General features: G+C 35.4%; 12 protein-coding genes and 1 other annotated feature. Of the genes, 6 read left to right on the top strand and 6 right to left on the bottom strand.

Annotated elements, in window-relative coordinates; translation table 11 throughout:
• Nucleotides 1-18: 18 nt before the first annotated feature.
• Nucleotides 19-235: a binding site (T-box leader), on the top strand.
• A gap of 92 nt (nt 236-327) precedes the next feature.
• Entirely contained in the window at nt 328-1,761 is a 1,434-nt protein-coding gene (gene proS / locus NKG37_RS01610; protein ID WP_254415688.1) for a proline--tRNA ligase, read from the top strand.
• Nucleotides 1,762-1,861: 100 nt separating this feature from the next.
• On the opposite strand, the gene NKG37_RS01605 is transcribed toward proS, so the two are convergent.
• From NKG37_RS01605 to NKG37_RS01585, 5 genes are all read right to left on the bottom strand, one after another.
• Nucleotides 1,862-2,743, bottom strand: coding sequence for a cation diffusion facilitator family transporter (locus tag NKG37_RS01605; RefSeq protein ID WP_040343498.1), 882 nt, complete (start codon nt 2,741-2,743; stop codon nt 1,862-1,864).
• A 203-nt stretch (nt 2,744-2,946) separates the two neighbouring features.
• Nucleotides 2,947-3,798, bottom strand: a complete 852-nt coding sequence (locus NKG37_RS01600; protein ID WP_169189086.1) for an anti-sigma-V factor RsiV — start codon at nt 3,796-3,798, stop codon at nt 2,947-2,949.
• A 15-nt stretch (nt 3,799-3,813) separates the two neighbouring features.
• A complete protein-coding gene (locus NKG37_RS01595; RefSeq protein ID WP_254415687.1) occupies nt 3,814-4,299 on the bottom strand; it encodes an RNA polymerase sigma factor SigV in 486 nt (161 codons plus the stop codon).
• A gap of 323 nt (nt 4,300-4,622) precedes the next feature.
• Entirely contained in the window at nt 4,623-6,824 is a 2,202-nt protein-coding gene (locus NKG37_RS01590) for an MMPL family transporter (protein ID WP_169189084.1), read from the bottom strand.
• A 120-nt stretch (nt 6,825-6,944) separates the two neighbouring features.
• On the bottom strand, nt 6,945-7,574 hold the full coding sequence (locus NKG37_RS01585) for a TetR/AcrR family transcriptional regulator (RefSeq protein WP_224427754.1): 630 nt from the start codon (nt 7,572-7,574) through the stop codon (nt 6,945-6,947).
• A 311-nt stretch (nt 7,575-7,885) separates the two neighbouring features.
• On the opposite strand from NKG37_RS01585, the gene adhE (NKG37_RS01580) reads away from it, so the two are divergent.
• Both adhE (NKG37_RS01580) and adhE (NKG37_RS01575) read left to right on the top strand, forming a co-directional pair.
• Nucleotides 7,886-10,498 (top strand): bifunctional acetaldehyde-CoA/alcohol dehydrogenase, encoded by a 2,613-nt coding sequence (gene adhE, locus NKG37_RS01580; protein ID WP_016203387.1) that lies wholly within the window; start codon nt 7,886-7,888, stop codon nt 10,496-10,498.
• A gap of 413 nt (nt 10,499-10,911) precedes the next feature.
• Entirely contained in the window at nt 10,912-13,515 is a 2,604-nt protein-coding gene (adhE, locus tag NKG37_RS01575; RefSeq protein ID WP_254415686.1) for a bifunctional acetaldehyde-CoA/alcohol dehydrogenase, read from the top strand.
• A gap of 69 nt (nt 13,516-13,584) precedes the next feature.
• Here the strand turns inward: adhE (NKG37_RS01575) and NKG37_RS01570 are convergent, their stop codons facing one another.
• Complete coding sequence (locus NKG37_RS01570) at nt 13,585-14,610, bottom strand: HD-GYP domain-containing protein (protein ID WP_016203386.1); 1,026 nt, start codon at nt 14,608-14,610, stop codon at nt 13,585-13,587.
• Nucleotides 14,611-14,869: 259 nt separating this feature from the next.
• On the opposite strand from NKG37_RS01570, the gene NKG37_RS01565 reads away from it, so the two are divergent.
• The 3 genes from NKG37_RS01565 (at nt 14,870) to NKG37_RS01555 (ending at nt 17,719) form a co-directional block, all read left to right on the top strand.
• Nucleotides 14,870-15,151 carry a hypothetical protein gene (locus NKG37_RS01565; RefSeq protein WP_016203385.1) on the top strand — a complete coding sequence of 94 codons (282 nt, stop codon included), beginning with the start codon at nt 14,870-14,872 and terminating at the stop codon, nt 15,149-15,151.
• Nucleotides 15,152-16,605: 1,454 nt separating this feature from the next.
• Nucleotides 16,606-17,469, top strand: a complete 864-nt coding sequence (locus NKG37_RS01560) for an STAS domain-containing protein (protein ID WP_101729282.1) — start codon at nt 16,606-16,608, stop codon at nt 17,467-17,469.
• A gap of 16 nt (nt 17,470-17,485) precedes the next feature.
• On the top strand, nt 17,486-17,719 hold the full coding sequence (locus NKG37_RS01555) for a CsbA family protein (RefSeq protein ID WP_016203893.1): 234 nt from the start codon (nt 17,486-17,488) through the stop codon (nt 17,717-17,719).
• The last annotated feature ends 350 nt before the right edge of the window (nt 17,720-18,069 follow it).

The following is an 18,069-nucleotide window of genomic DNA, read 5'->3' as shown; positions in this document are numbered from 1 at the left end:
TTTCACAAAGAAATGAATAAAGAAACTATAAAAAGGAATAGTATGCAGCAATGTCTATTAAAGAGAGGGTCTAAATGCTGAAAGGACCTATAGGCTCACCTGTTGAACCTGCCTTTTTCGTTCTGTATCGAATAGACTTTGTTTAAAAAGATTCAGCGGTTCAAGACCGTTAACATGGAAGAGTGTAAAGCTTTGCTTTGAATTAGGGTGGTACCGCCATTATTTGGTCCCTAATGAATGGCAAAGCTTTTTTTTATGGTCTTTTTTCAAAGAAAAGGCCAATCGAAATATTTTTAAAAACGACTAATAAAATAGGAGGCCCCTAAAATGGCAAAGGATTTTGTAAAAAGCATTACCAGTATGGAAGACGATTTTGCCCAGTGGTATACAGATGTTGTAACAAAAGCAGAACTAATTGATTATTCCAGTGTAAGAGGTTCGATGATCATTCGACCATATGGAACGGCAATTTGGGAGAATATTAAAGAAGCATTAGACAAACGTATTAAAGAAACAGGTCATGAAAATGTCTATATGCCATTATTTATTCCTGAAAGCCTTTTACAAAGAGAAAAGGATCATATCGAGGGATTTGCACCAGAAGTAGCATGGGTTACACATGGCGGAGACGAGGAATTAGCAGAAAGACTTTGCGTGCGCCCAACATCAGAAGTCCTATTTGCAGAGCATTATAAAAATATCATTCATTCCTATCGTGATCTTCCAAAGCTATATAATCAATGGGCAAATGTAGTACGATGGGAAAAGACAACTCGTCCATTTTTACGTACATTGGAATTTTTGTGGCAAGAGGGGCATACATGCCATGAAACAGAAGAAGATGCAGATAGAGAAACCATTCAAATGCTTCAAGTCTATGCTGAAATATGCGAAAAATACTTAGCACTTCCAGTTATTAAAGGGCGTAAAACAGAAAAAGAAAAATTCGCAGGTGCAAAATATACGTATACGATTGAAAGTTTGATGCATGATGGAAAAGCATTGCAATCAGGAACCTCTCATAATCTAGGTGATGGCTTTGCTAAATCCTTTGGCATTCAGTTCTCGGATAGAGACGGAAACCTCCAGCATGTACAACAAACATCATGGGGCTTTACTACTAGAATTATTGGTGCAATGATTATGGTTCATGGCGATGACCGTGGTTTAGTAGTACCGCCAATGATTGCTCCAACGCAAGTGATGATTGTACCAATTGCCCAGCATAAGGAAGGTGTATTGGATTTTGCTTATGTTTTACAGAAGAAATTAAGCAGTACAATCCGCATTGGCATTGATGCAAGCGATAAAAAGCCAGGCTGGAAATTTAATGAGTATGAAATGAAAGGAATCCCTTTGCGTTTAGAAGTAGGACCAAAAGATATGGAGAAAAACCAAGTAGTTCTTGTGAGAAGAGATACAGGAGAGAAACAATTTGTCTCGATGGAAGGATTAGAAGAAACAATTGCGCAATTATTAATCGAGATTCAAGACAATTTGTTAAAGAAAGCCACAGATCATAGAGAAGAAAACACTCATACTGCTTTAAATTTTGATGAATTTAAACAATGGACAGTGAAAGAAAAACCAGGGTTTATTAAAGCGATGTGGTGCGAAGATCAAGCTTGTGAAGACAAAATAAAGGAAGAGACAAGTGCAACATCTAGATGCATGCCTTTTGAACAGGAATCAATCGCCGAGACTTGTGTATGCTGTGGTAAAAAAGCAAGTAAATTAGTGTATTGGGCAAAAGCATATTAATTTTTGATGTGATATAAATAGAAAAACGAAGGATACGAATTCCTTCGTTTTTTCATTCTTAATGGGCAGTAAGACTCTCGCTGCTTGCTGGAAGTTTTCTTTACTGTTTTTCTTCGTCTGGCTCAATATGGACATGTACCTCTAACACATTAAATTCATTTATTAAAGCATTCTCTACAGCAGAAGAGATATCATGGGCATCGGTAATATCTAGTTTCTGATTAACAGTAATAACAACATCCACGACTGGACTGTTCCCATAGTTTCTCGCTTTAATTTCTTTTACAGCTTTAACGCCATCCGTATGTAGAATGGTCTTTTTATAGTTGTCAATCAATAGAACATCAAATCCATCTGTTAAATAGTGAGTTGTTTCTCGGAATATTCCCCAGGCTGTTTTACAAATTAACAGGCCGACAATACAGGCTGCTAGCGGATCTAAAAAGCCTAAGTTTAATTGTGCTCCAAAAATACCAACAGCAGTCCCAAAGCTAACCATCGAGTCGGAGAAGTTATCTTTTGCAGCTGCCTTTACAGCTTGGCTATTTATTTTTTTCCCTAATCGTAAATTGATGCGATAGACGAAGAACATAACCGTACCACATGCAATAGCTGTATAAGCTGCCACTAAATCAGGTGCTTGTCTTGAATGAGTAAAGAAAGACGATACTGCTTGGAATAATACTTGCAAACCCACGCTCATCATAATGAAAGAAGCAATTAACGAAGCGACAGTTTCCGCTTTCCAATGACCATAAGGATGATCTTTATCGGCTGGTTTTTGGGATAGTCGCAAGCCGATTAGAACGGCAACTGAAGCAATAATATCGGTGAAATTATTCCAACCGTCTGCTTTCAATGCTTGGGAATCAGAACTGTTCCCAATAAATAATTTCACAGAAGCTAAAATAATATATGTAAAAATACTTAATATAGCAGCTCGTTCGCCGAGTTTTAAGTCTGCATATTTTTTATCCATCACAAACGCCCCCTTAACTAACCCACTAATCATATCAAGTCATTATAGGGTGGGTCTAGAGCAACGTTTTTATACATATCAACAAAAGTGTTAGCAAGAGAAAACAGTTTGACAGAGGAAAACTTTTCATCCATAAAAAAGAAAAAGTCAGAGGGAATGAGATATGTTCGTTCCTCTGACTAAGTCTATTGAACCGATGCTTATGTTTACTTTATATATAAATCACTTACTAAATGATCTTTTATGATTTCTGTCGGAATAGGAAACTCGATCGTACCCATATAACCTGGTGCTACCTCATATTCATCAAAGCAAATCACTAATTGATGGTTTGTGTTTATATAGAAGTTTTGAGAGCTATCGATTTTTTCAAATCCATCTGGATCGTTTTGATTTTTTATGAAGTAATTTCCGGTCTCTGCTTTTATTTGTTGATTCATTTCATTTAAAATATACTCACTGATCGAATTAATATAGGATTCATCCTTAAATAAGCTAGGTAACGTGATTAATAGTTCGTTTTGCTTATCGATTGTAACATAGTGAATAGTTTCTGCAGCCGATGCCTTTATTTCTGTTGTATATCTACCAAGGGAGAATATTAAATCATCATCTGTTTTAACGATATAGCCACTTTCAAGTGAATAGTTTCCAGCTTCATTTGCTGTTTCTTGTTGAAATTTAGCATAAAGCTCTTTTGATTCTTGTACATATTGTTGGTTTAATGCATGTGAAAGAGCTTCATTCTCTAAGCCAGTTACTTTAGGAGTTTTTAAATTTAGCTGACTATTTTCCTTCGTTTCTTTCCATTCTGCTATTGTAACGACTTTAATGACTTTGTTTAAAAATGGAATATCTGCTAAGGTGCTTGCTGCTGCTGGACTTATATTAACTGTCGTAATTAATAAAAGAATGGATGCTGCTAGGAAGATAGCATTATGTGAAATTCTTTTTAAAGTACGATGCCTTTTAATGGACTTAAGTATTCGCTTCTCAAGTTCCTCTGGAATTGCAACACTTAAATATTCATTTTTCATATCCTCAAATTTTTTATCCATTATATTCCTCCATCATTATTTCATTTCTATGTGTAGTATTTTTAGTGCTTTATAAAGCTTCGTTTTGACTGTATTAATATTTTCGCCTAATACAGAAGCAATTTCCTCCAGCTTTAAATCTTCAAAAAAACGAAGGATAACAATTGTTTTGTAAGATGGAGGAAGCTGATTAATAGCTTGTTCTAAATCTAAATTTTTGTAAGTATCGACTGAACTTGAAGCGAGTATTTCCAGATTTTCATCGTCTGTAACATGCCATCGTTTCCTTTTTCGCAAAAAATCAAGAGAGGTAGTAGCGACTATTCGATAAAACCAACTTTTCATCATAGAAATATCCTTTAATTGGTGCTGTTTTTTAAGTGCTTTATGAATAGAATCTTGGACAATATCCAAGGCATCTTCTTGATTTCGTACATAGGAATATGCAAATCGATAGAAGCTTGCTTTATTATCCATAATAAATGCAATTAACTCCGTTTCTTTTTTATTTTTGTTAAACATACAAGAGCTCCTTTATGGAATTAAATACGTAATAACTTAAGTTTTACAAGTGATAGACGGATGGGAAGAGGGTTTTGTTTTAAGAAATTGAAATTTATTTAGAAAAAATGGAGAAGGCTTTTTTAAAACTATGCTTTTTTTATTTAGGATAAGCAAGGGTGAGAGGAATAAGTTTGAAGATAAAAATTCCTCCAAGGCTTCTCTTAAAATAAGCTTGGAGGATTGAATAAAGTGAAACTTCTATCAGTGGGGGTTTTCCTTCCTTCCCCACTGATGGTTAGTTGAACCAATCGGACCTGTACGGACAGTAAGAGTGGGATAAATTATTCGTTTTCTTTTACATGAATTTTCTTGCTTGGCCAAAAGACAGCATTTCCTAATAGGGAAGTAATTCCTGGTACTAAAAAAGGTCTTACAATAAAAGTATCTAAAACAATTCCAATAGCCGTTATCGTTCCAAAGTGGACAAGTACTTGCATAGGTAAAGTAGTCAATACCATAAAGGTAGCAGCTAAAATAACTCCAGCAGAAGTAATAACGCCACCTGATTCTGCAACGCCTTCTTTCACTGCTTGTAAGAGCGGCATCTCTTTGCTTTTCTTCCATATACTTGAAATCATAAAAATATTATAATCTTCTCCTAATGCCACGATAAATACGAAGGAGTACAACGGAATTAACCCTTGAATTGCTTCTACGCCAAAACCATAATGGAGAATAATCCATCCTAGACCTAACGCACTAAAGTAGGAAAGAAGAACAGATGCGATTAAATAGATGGCTGCCGTAATGGAGCGTAGATAAATAAGTAAAAGGATGGCAATCATAACTAAAATAACCGGAATAATTAGTTGGGCATCTTCGTTTGTTACTTCTCTTGTATCATATTGTTCTGCAGTAATTCCAGAAAGCCAAATTTTATCCTTTGGATTTTTAATGCCACTATCTTGAAGTTTCTGTTCCAATGTTTCACGAATAGTTGGTAGTTTATCCATCGCTTCATTCGAATAAGGATTGTTTTGGAGTTCCAAGGAATACTTTACTAATTCAGGGTTGCTTTTACCTATTTCAGCCTCTGATACGGTGGCGATAAAATCCAATTCTTTTAAGGATTCCTCCACTTTTACATCTTTTCCTTCTGTATTAATCATAACAGAGACTGGAGCGAGTTCTCCCGCATTAAAGTGATCTTCAATTAAAGCAAATCCTTCTCTAGAAGGCATATCATCAGGGAAAGAGGACAATAAGTCATACGTATACTCTGTTTTAAGGGAAAATAGAGCAAAAAAACCAAGCAATATTGTCGTTAGAATCGTCACTTTCCATGGATGTTTTGTTACCATAGTACCAATCGCGTTTCCAAGTGATTTTCTTTGATTAGGTAATTTATTTGCACCTTTTTTTAATAATAATTCCTCTGTTTTAGGAACGAATGGATAAAAAGACAATCTTCCGATAATAGATAGAATAGCAGGTACTAGACTCAGACTCGCAATCATCATAATAAGGATAGATAAGCTAAATGGGATAGCAAATCGATGGACAGCGCCATACTGAGCTAATAATAATACAAGGAGGGAAAACACTACTGTTAAGCCACTCATTGCTACTGCTCCGCCGGAACGTTCCAGTGCTTTTTGCATCGCAATTTCTTTTATAGATTCTTTTGTTAATAAAGTTCGATATCTACTAATTATGAATAAACAATAGTCTGTACCAGCTCCAAAAAGTAATACAGTCATTATGGCAATGCTCTGAGAATCGAATTCAATCCATCCTAACTCTCCAAAGAAGCCAAGTAAAGGGCTGATTACTCCATAGGCGATACCAACTCCAATTAAAGGAATTAACGCTAACACTGGAGAACGGTAAATGATGAGCAAGCAAATTAATACAATAATAACAGTGCCTATAAGTAATGATAAGTCACCTTGGCTAAATAGCTCTGTAGCATCAATAGAGATGCCGACAGGACCAGTCGTTCTCGCATGTAATTTCGTATCGTCTTTTAATGTAGTATTAAAAGGATTATCCTCCAATATGTCGTTTGCAACAGTTTCTAGTTCTTTCATACTTACTTTTAGTTCAGTTGTTGCTAAGTTGTTCTCAAATAATATAGGGAGAACTATAGTTGTTCCATCTTCGGAAATTTGTTTTTTTATTGCCTCTAAAGGTAGTTGATGATAAGGAATAATCGTTTCCTGATGAATAAGTGGGTCCTCTGTTAATTGGTTGGTAAGTTTCTGAATTTGTTCTAAATCTTGATCGGATAAGCCGGTTGATCGAAACCATGCAATTAACGCAGGAGTTCCTTGTTCATTAGAAAATTCCTCTTTCATTTTTTCTTCAGCCTGCTGTGATAAAGCGGTAGTTGGAATATTTCCAGCCAAATCATTTTTTTGGGAACTAGCTTGAGGTAGGAGCATGCTTAATATCCCGACAAGGAGAAGCCAAGAGATTAATGTGATCCACTTTCCCGTTTTACTAGTTACCGCGGCAAAATAACGATAAATATAATGTTTCATTTTTCCACTCCTTAAAAGCGTAACGTATCAATCGATAAGCAGGTTCTAAAAAAACTTATCAATTGATAAGTTGAGTATATATTTATTTTTGCAATAAATGAAGTGTTTTTTGAAAGAACATTACCTATTTACTAGTCCAAATAAAAATAGGTGAACGATTAACTTTGCTTTCCGCTTAATTTCCTTTTTTTGTTGTTCAGTGGAAAGTTGTTTCATATAAGCAGGTTGCATGGCTGTTTGAATGTATTGAAGAAACATTAACGCAATTTCCTCGCTATTACTCTCTATGGTTTGAAAGGAAATACTGTCATTGCTCTTTTCTTCTAGATCAAACACTTGAATAATGGGTTTTAAAAATCCCTCTTGCCAGCGAATTCTTAATTGCGTTTGTATATCATTTGGCATTTCATGTTGTAAGTCGTGGAACATTTGCATTAAATCTTCTTGATAATTTTCTAAAAAGTAAATAGCGATTTGATAGATACATTCTTCTAGATTTTGAAATTCTTCCGTAATTTTTAATAGAGCGTGTTCTGTTTGTTGAATAGAGGTATTAATTACTGCTTTATAAATGTCTTGCTTATTCTTAAAATGGTGATATAAGGCTGGCTGTGTTATCCCACAATGTTCTGCAATCATTCTTGTACTAACTTTTCGATATCCTAATTCCATAAACAGCTGATAGGAGACACGGATAATAAATTGATAGGTATCATGATCAGCACTTGTTCTATCTATTTTTTTATTCACACTGTAAACCCTTTCATTGTTGATTTTATCACATTTTATATTATAGAAAAAATAAGGGGATTTTTCAAATTTGTATAAAATGTGAACAACATTGTGAAAAACTGCACAAAATTTTATGAATAGGCTTGAAGGTTTCAGCAAGTCGTTATATGATTAGTTTGTAAAGAAAAACAACAAGAAACTACGAAAAGATGCAACAAGATTGTAGGAAGTTAGTAGGCAAAGTTAACTACTATATTAGTAGTTTTTCTTTAAAGTAATTTGTGAATAATTTAACATTATAATTATTCTCTATATTGGAGGGATCTACGATGTCAGTTGTTGAAAAAGAAGTAAAAGCGAAAAATGAGCAAGTAGATGTGCAAGCAGTTATTGATGAAATGGCGGCGAAAGGGAAAAAAGCTCTAAATGAGTTTATGTCCTTAGATCAAGAGCAAGTAGATGAAGTTGTAAAAGCAATGGCTCTTGCCGGTTTAGATAAACATATGTATCTAGCTAAACTTGCTGTTGAAGAAACGGGAAGAGGCATTTACGAAGATAAAATTACAAAGAATATATTCTCGACTGAATATATCTACCATAATATTAAGTACGATCGTACCGTTGGCGTAATAAATGAAGACCAACAAACAGGAATTGTGGAAATTGCTGACCCAGTCGGTGTAATTGCAGGGGTAACACCTGTTACAAACCCAACATCTACTACTATGTTTAAAGCAATTATTGCTATAAAAACACGTAATCCAATTATTTTTGCTTTCCATCCATCCGCACAAAAATGTAGCAGCGAAGCAGCAAGAATCTTAAGAGATGCAGCTGTGAAAGCAGGGGCACCAGAAAACTGTATTCAATGGGTAGAAAAACCTTCTATTGAAACAACAAAAGCGTTAATGAACCATAATGACATTGCTTTAATTCTTGCAACTGGTGGACCAGGAATGGTTAAATCTGCATATAGTTGTGGAAAACCTGCACTTGGTGTTGGAGCTGGTAACGTACCTTGTTATATCGAAAAAACAGCAAAAGTAAAAAGAGCAGTGAATGATTTAATTCTTTCTAAGACATTTGATAATGGAATGATTTGCGCATCTGAACAAGCTGTAATCATCGATAAAGAAATATATGATGAAGTCAAAAATCTATTGATAAGAAATAGTTGTTACTTCTTAAACAATGAAGAGCTAGCAAAAGTAGAAAAACTAGTAATCAATGAAAATACATGTGCAGTAAATCCGGATATTGTTGGTAAATCTGCTCATTATATCGCTGGTTTAGCAGGAGTAAAAGTTCCAGAAGATACAAAAATTCTTCTTGCAGAATTAGAAGCTGTTGGACCAAATTACCCGCTATCAAGAGAAAAATTGAGTCCAGTACTTGCATGCTATAAAGTAGAATCAACAGAAGAAGGAATCAAACGCGCAGAAGAAATGCTAGAATTCGGTGGATTAGGACACTCAGCTGTTATTCACTCTGAAGATCCAAAAGTAGTTGAAAGCTTTGCGTTAAGAATGAAAGCATGCCGCATCATCAACAATGCACCATCTTCTCAAGGCGCAATTGGTGACATCTACAATGCCTTCATGCCATCTTTAACACTTGGCTGCGGATCTTATGGTAAAAACTCTGTATCTACTAACGTAACAGACATTCATTTATTGAATGTTAAAAAACTAGCTAAAAGGAATGTAAATATGCAATGGTTTAAAGTTCCATCAAAAATTTATTTTGAGAAAAACTCTGTACAATATTTACAAAAAATGAAGGATATCTCTAGAGTATTTATCGTAACAGATCCATACATGGTTAAATTCGGATATGTAGATAAATTACTTTATAACTTAAGAAAACGTTCAAACCTAGTGCAAGTAGAAGTATTTTCAGATGTTGAGCCAGATCCATCTATTGAAACAGTTGTTAGAGGAACAGAAATGATGGCTAAATTCCAACCAGACTGCATTATTGCGCTTGGTGGTGGATCTCCAATGGATGCAGCAAAAGGTATGTGGTTATTCTACGAACATCCAAATGAGGAGTTCTTCGGATTAAAGCAAAAATTCTTAGATATCCGTAAAAGGGTTTATAAATATCCTTCTTTAGGTGGAAAAGCTAAATTTGTTGCAATTCCAACTACTTCTGGTACTGGATCTGAAGTAACATCTTTCGCAGTAATTACAGATAAAGAACAAAATATTAAATATCCATTAGCAGATTATGAATTAACACCAGATGTAGCAATCATCGATCCACAATTTGTTATGACAGTTCCACCAGCAGTTACAGCAGATACTGGTATGGACGTATTAACACATGCGGTGGAAGCATATGTATCTAATATGGCCAATGACTATACAGATGCATTAGCTGTGAAAGCAGTTCAATTGATATTTGAATATTTACCAAGAGCATATCGTAATGGTAATGACGAAGAGGCTCGTGAAAAAGTGCATAATGCATCTACAATAGCTGGTATGGCTTTCGCAAATGCTTTCTTAGGAATTAACCATAGTTTAGCTCATAAATTAGGAGCAGAATTCCATATTGCCCATGGGCGTTCAAATGCTATCTTAATGCCACATGTTATCCGTTACAATGCGGAGAAACCGAAGAAGTTCACAGCGTTCCCTAAATATGAATACTTTAAAGCAGATGAACGCTATGCAGAGCTTGCAAGAATTCTAGGATTGCCAGCTAATACAGTGGAACAAGGTGTAGATAACTTTGTGAAAGCAGTAATCAGACTTGGAAAAGAGTTAAATATCCCAATGAGTATTGCAGCACAAGGAGTAGATGCAAAAGAATTCGAAGCAAAAGTAGATTATTTAGCAGATCGTGCCTTTGAAGATCAATGTACAACAGCAAACCCTAAATTACCGTTAGTAACAGAATTAGCAGATATTTATCGCAAAGCATATAAAGGGGTTTAAAGATAAGAAAGAGAAATTTTCGTGATGGACAAAAAATAAATGTTAGCGAACTGTTCCAAACAGAGGTTCAGACCCTACAAGAACAATACTTGTAAGGTTTGATACCTCAAGGACAGTTCTTTTTTTGGGGAAACAACTTGATAGATTAAGTTATCCTTATTTGACTTTTGTGAATTTTTTGTGAATAAAAATGAAAGCCTTTTCAATAAATTGCGAAAAAATGTTTTTTTATGTTGAAGATTTTGGAAATACCTTTTAAAATGATACATGAAAAGAGCATCCAAAGAAGGACATCAAATTAATGATGAAAAAGGGGATGTGGTCAATTGAATAAATAGTTTCTTTTGGGAGAAGAGAGAAATCGCTAGCATTCTTTATGTGAGCGCTATCAAAAGAGAGGGGTGTAGTTAGAAATGTCGATTACAGAAAATGAGGTAAATAAGAAGAAAGAAAATATCGATTTAATGAATGAGATGGCGACCAAAGGGAAAAAAGCATTAGAAGCATTTTATCAATTAGACCAACAACAAGTTGATCGGATAGTAAAAGAAATGGCAGTAGCAGGCTTGGATAAGCAAATGTATTTAGCCAAGTTAGCTGTAGAGGAAACGGGGAGAGGGGTTTATGAAGATAAAATTATAAAAAATATTTTTTCCACTGAATATATCTATAATAATATTAAATATGATCGTACAGTTGGGATAATTCGTGATGATGATCAAACTGGCATTGTGGAAATTGCAGATCCTATTGGGGTTATTGCAGGTGTAACACCTGTTACGAATCCAACATCTACGACGATGTTTAAGGCGATTATTGCAATTAAAACAAGAAATCCGATTATATTTGCATTTCATCCATCTGCCCAGAAATGTAGTAGCGAAGCAGCTCGAATCTTAAGAGATGCGGCTGTGGAGGCCGGTGCACCAAAAGATTGTATTCAATGGATTGAAAAACCATCGATTGAAATGACACAAGAGCTAATGAATCATCCGGAAATTTCGTTAATTCTCGCTACAGGTGGGCCAGGGATGGTGAAATCCGCTTATAGCAGTGGAAAACCAGCACTAGGAGTTGGCCCAGGAAATGTTCCATGTTATATCGAAAAATCAGCAAAAATTAAGAGGGCAGTCAACGATTTGATTTTATCAAAAACTTTTGATAATGGAATGATTTGTGCTTCTGAGCAGGCAGTAATTATTGACAAAGAAATTTATAATCAAGTTAAAAATGAGTTAATTCATTATAAGTGTTATTTTTTGAATGAAGAAGAAAGAAAAAAAGTAGAAAAGCTTGTTATAAATGAAGCAACCTGCGCTGTAAATCCCAATATTGTAGGGAAATCCGCTTCTTATATAGCTAAATTAGCAGGGGTTGAAGTGCCTAAGGATACGAAGGTATTACTAGCAGAACTGGAAGGTGTTGGAGCAGATTTCCCGTTATCCAGAGAGAAGTTAAGTCCTGTGCTAGCTTGTTATAAAGTTAAATCGACAGAAGAAGGAATAAAGCGAGCGGAAGAAATGCTAGAATTCGGTGGCTTAGGACATACAGCAGTTATTCATTCGGAAGATGATGAGGTAGTAAAAGAATTTTCATTAAGAGTAAAGGCTTGCAGAATTATCAATAATGCTCCGTCTTCACAAGGTGCGATAGGAGACATTTATAATGCTTTTGTTCCATCTTTAACGTTAGGCTGTGGATCTTATGGTAAAAACTCTGTTTCTACAAATGTAACAGATGTTCATTTACTCAATACTAAAAAACTAGCTAAAAGGAATGTAAATATGCAATGGTTTAAAATTCCACCAAAAATTTATTTTGAAAAGAATGCTGTTCAATATTTACAAAAAATGAATGATATTTCTCGGGTATTTATTGTAACAGATGGTTTTATGGTGAAGTTAGGATATGTAGAAAAATTATTGTATCATTTACGAAAAAGATCAAATATGGTGCATGTAGAAGTCTTCTCAGACGTAGAACCAGATCCGTCATTAGATACGGTTCAAAGAGGAACAGAACAAATGGTTAAATTCCAGCCGGATTGTATTATTGCATTAGGCGGGGGATCTGCAATGGATGCCGCCAAAGGAATGTGGTTATTCTATGAGCATCCAGATGAAGAGTTCTTTGGCTTAAAACAAAAATTCTTAGATATTCGTAAAAGAGTGTACACGTATCCAAAATTAGGAGAAAAAGCAAAAATGGTAGCGATCCCAACCACTTCTGGAACTGGTTCAGAGGTTACTTCTTTTGCCGTAATTACAGATAAAAAACAAAATATCAAATACCCATTGGCAGACTATGAATTAACTCCAGATGTTGCTATTATCGACCCACAATTTGTGATGACTGTTCCTCCTGTTATTACAGCAGATACAGGAATGGACGTGTTAACACATGCTGTTGAAGCATATGTTTCCATTATGGCCAATGACTATACTGACGCATTAGCTGTGAAAGCCGTGCAATTAATCTTTGAATATTTACCAAGAGCGTATCGCAATGGCAATGACGAAGAAGCACGTGAAAAAGTGCATAATGCATCTACCATAGCAGGGATGGCATTTGCTAATGCCTTCTTAGGAATTAACCATAGCTTAGCTCATAAATTGGGTGCGGAATTCCATATTGCCCATGGACGTTCAAATGCTATCTTAATGCCGCATGTAATTCGTTATAATGCAGAGAAGCCGAAAAAACTGGCTAGTTTCCCTAAATATGAGCATTTTAAGGCAGATCAGCGTTATGCAGAGCTTGCAAGAATCTTAGGTTTGCCAGCTAATACAGTGGAAGAAGGAGTAGAAAACTTTATTAATGCGGTAATCCGTTTAGGGAAAGAACTGAATATTCCAATGAGTATTGCAGCACAAGGGGTAGATGCAAAAGCATTTGAAGCAAAAGTAGATTATTTAGCAGACCGCGCTTTTGAAGATCAATGTACAACAGCTAACCCTAAATTGCCGTTAGTAACAGAATTAGCAGATATTTATCGCAAAGCATATAAAGGGGTTTAAAAATCTTAATCAGAAAAAATGGCCGAATCATTCGTGATTTGGCCATTTTTATTGGTGGAATAATTATTATTAATTTGCTAATCCAGAAATTTTCAAAGAGGACGCCCTACGTAAGTCTATATAAGCATCCTTTTGACGAACTAATGGTAAATGTGGCTCATTTTGATGGATAAAAATGATTTCTGCTATTTCATTATTGGATAAGGTGACCTTTTTAAAAAGTTGTTTCCGCATAATAAAATTGGTGAAAGGTATAACAATAGCAGGATTTAAAGCATTCCCATATGATTCATTCACTAATTCATAGATGGCTTCAAAGTGAGATTTCTTTTCTTTATAGGTATAAGCAGAGCACATGCTATTAAAGCTGTCTGCTACGGAAACGATTTGAATTAGGAAAGGAATCTCCTTTTCCGTTCGTTGAGATGGATAGCCTTTGCCATTTATTTTTTCATGATGTAATAGAGCAGTTCTTGATATTAAAATATCCAATTGAGCAATTTGAAATAACATACTTTTTCCATATATCGTGTGTTTTTGGATTTCCTTATATTCTTTTTGGGTCAAGCGATTCTGTGCTTCTATAATAGATGAATCGATTTTTAGCATGCCGATGTCGTGAAATAACCCCATTTGACTAAGTAAGTGACATTGTTTTCTAGATAAGCCTAGTATTTTTCCGATAATCGCTGAAATAACACCAACGTTAATACTATGTTGATAAATATAGTCTTTTGGCGAAGTTTCTTGATGAATAATTTCTAAAATATTTAATTCTTGCAGGGAAAAATCTATTATTTTTTCATAAGTATGTAGAAGATTTTCAACCTTGCTATCATCCTGTTCTAGTATATGATGGAAGGTTTGTTTCACTTCATCTAATAAACTAGTAAATGTATCACTTACGGAGACAGGTGAGGTTTCTTCTGTAGAGCTAATTACATCAAATGGATTTACTTGATGCTTCGTGAGCAATTCTACATGTTTCTTTGTAAGAGTTGCACCCTTTTTTAGTAGAAATAAACCTTCAATGGAGTTAGAATAAACATCTTTTTTTATACGATACCCAATAATATCTTCCGTTCCTTTTTCCATATCATTTGTCTCCTTTATATAATGGTCATATTGCTACGTCGCATCCCCTTATTAGTAAATATTACCTTACCTCCATCTTGGATAAAACAGACTTTTTAACTAGTTGGAATAATTCTTTTTGCCTATTTTAGTAGAAGTTACTAGGGAATAAGGCCTTTGACATTGTTTTCCTATTATAATAGCTATATATTGACCAGAAAATATAGAAGGAATTGACCAGATTAGAAGATATAAGACGTTTTTAGAGAGGAGAATACACATGAATAAAAATCTATCGAAATCGTTGCTTATACATAAGGAAAAGAAATATCAATACCATATAAATCTTATTCATAATGAATTAATGAAATATCACACGATAAAAATACCTAATCAAAATATCGAAATTAAAAATCAGGAGTTAGAAGATTGGATTATAGAAAAACTAAGCCCAGAAGAAATTGATGAGATCATCTTTTTATTAGAAAATGCGAAGAAAAGAGCATCATCTGTGAAACCAATCTTTCAAGTGATTGCAACGAGTCTATTAAAAAATGTCTAAGTTGTTCCTTTTCTCTCTTACGAAGAAAAGGCTTCTTGCTTGTTTCACTATGGCGACAACTATATAATAGTATATATTTATCCCACTCTTAACGGACAGTAAGACTCCCCCCTTAAGCTTCTGAGAATACGAGGAAGATAGGAGGGAGATCAACTGTCCGTAAAGGTCCGATTGGTTCAACTAACCATCAGTGGGGGAGGAAGGAAAACCCCCCACTGATAGAAGTTTCACTTTATCCCACTCTTAACGGACAGTAAGACTCCCCCCTTAAGCTTCTGAGAATACGAGGAAGATAGGAGGGAGATCAACTGTCCGTAAAGGTCCGATTGGTTCAACTAACCATCAGTGGGGGAGGAAGGAAAACCCCCCACTGATAGAAGTTTCACTTTATCCCACTCTTAACGGACAGTAAGACTCCCCCCTCAAGCTTCTGAGAATACGAGGAAGATAGGAGGGAGATCAACTGTCCGTAAAGGTCCGATTGGTTCAACTAACCATCAGTGGGGGAGGAAGGAAAACCCCCCACTGATAGAAGTTTCACTTTATCCCACTCTTAACGGACAGTAAGACTCCCCCCTCAAGCTTCTGAGAATACGAGGAAGATAGGAGGGAGATCAACTGTCCGTAAAGGTCCGATTGGTTCAACTAACCATCAGTGGGGGAGGAAGGAAAACCCCCCACTGATAGAAGTTTCACTTTATCCCACTCTTAACGGACAGTAAGACTCCCCCCTTAAGCTTCTGAGAATACGAGGAAGATAGGAGGGAGATCAACTGTCCGTAAAGGTCCGATTGGTTCAACTAACCATCAGTGGGGGAGGAAGGAAAACCCCCCACTGATAGAAGTTTCACTTTATCCCACTCTTAACGGACAGTAAGACTCCCCCCCTTAAGCTTCTGAGAATACGAGGAAGATAGGAGGGAGATCAACTGTAAAGGTCCGATTGGTTCAACTAACCATCAGTGGGGGAGGAAGGAAAACCCCCCACTGATAGAAGTTTCACTTTATCCCACTCTTAACGGACAGTAAGACTCCCCCCTCAAGCTTCTGAGAATACGAGGAAGATAGGAGGGAGATCAACTGTCCGTAAAGGTCCGATTGGTTCAACTAACCATCAGTGGGGGAGGAAGGAAAACCCCCCACTGATAGAAGTTTCACTTTATCCCACTCTTAACGGACAGTAAGACTCCCCCCTCAAGCTTCTGAGAATACGAGGAAGATAGGAGGGAGATCAACTGTCCGTAAAGGTCCGATTGGTTCAACTAACCATCAGTGGGGGAGGAAGGAAACCCCCCCCACTGATGGAAGTTTCACTTTATTTACAAATGCGAAGAATTCAATTCAAAAAAGTAAGAACGACTAAATATAGTGGTGAATATATCGATTTTTTCTATGAGAATTTGATATTATAAAATGCAATGAAGCATTGTTTCTTGAATTAGGAGGAGAAATAGTTGGAACCATGTATGCAAAGCCTATATACCTTTTTAAATGATCATCTTGTAGATATGCGCAAGGAATGGTTAAACAAAATAGAAAATAACCCATCTAACTTTTATTCAATCAATAAATCAGCAGAGAATACAGAAGAACTAATTACAGCCCACCAAATTCTTTTGGAAAATGTGATTAAGGTTTTTATTGAGGATGAAGCTGTATATTCAGCAAATATTTCTAAATGGGCTGTTAAAGTTGCAGAAAAACGTGCGAAAGATTTAGTTCCTATTTTGGAATCGATTGAACAGCTTAACACGGTTAAAGGAATTCTTATATCTTATGTGGAGAAGTTTTCAGAGGAATCTACTGCTCATTTAACAATAACTACCTTGTTTGAATGGATACGTCTCATCCATTATGCTTTTGATTTATTTGTAAATATATTTATTGGCTCTTACGATGAATACAAATTCCAGCAATTAACTGCACAACAAGAAACCATTTATGAATTAAGTAGTCCGGTTATACCGATTACAAAGGGAATTGGTGTGTTGCCATTAATTGGCGATATTGATACAAAGAGAGCGCAATTAATTATGGAAAATACATTGAAAGAATGTAATGAAAAACGATTTAATCATTTATTCATTGATTTATCTGGTGTACCACTAATCGATACAATGGTTGCCCATCAAATATTTCAAGTTATTCATGCTTTGCGATTAATTGGCGTAAAAGGATATCTTTCTGGATTAAGACCTGAAGTCGCACAAACAGCTATTCAATTAGGCGTTGATTTCAGTCATATTCCAATTTTTAATAATTTAGCCAGTGCGCTTGGGAAGTTCGGTCTAACGGTCAATGAAGTGAAATATGTGTAAATAGAGGTGTATGTAGATGGGAAAATATCTAGCTGCCCTATTTTTTCCGTGTTTATTAGTAATCCTATTTTCAAGAGCGACTTATTATCCAATTATCGGCTTAGTTTTAACCGTCGCCTTAATTGCTGCTTCCGTTTATAGAGGATATACTGATACATTTTTGCTCATTGTCGTCGATGCTTTTTCCATGACGGTTGGCTATATGATTAGTAGGAAATGGAAAGATCGGTTAGCAAATAAAGATGCTTGAGTTTAAGTTGAAAAAAAGAAAAAAGAATAGAGAAGGAGAATGACTAAACGAATTTACGTCGATAAAGATGATAGGTATTTTCGTTAGTCATTTTTTTATGGAATTTTGCTTTTTAATACAGATGAAAAGCGTGATAAAATAAATCGAATGTTTGTTCTCTTTTTTGTGGTTTGAAAAGGATGGTTTGTGGTAGAATGGTGATATGTTGATTACATAGCTTAAATGGATAGAGTGGAGACTGTTAAACGAATGTGGTTTTACATTTAAAGGACCATAAATAAATCTTTATCATAGAGTGTCAAAGAAATGTACGAACGGGAATAGAAAGTATACAGATCGGAGGATGGTTT

The organism is Niallia sp. RD1 (genome assembly GCF_024219955.1).
GTDB classification, from domain to species: Bacteria; Bacillota; Bacilli; order Bacillales; family Cytobacillaceae; genus Niallia; species Niallia alba.
The sequence above is the reverse complement of the archived record's forward strand: the minus strand, read 5'-3'. Positions and strand labels throughout refer to the sequence as shown.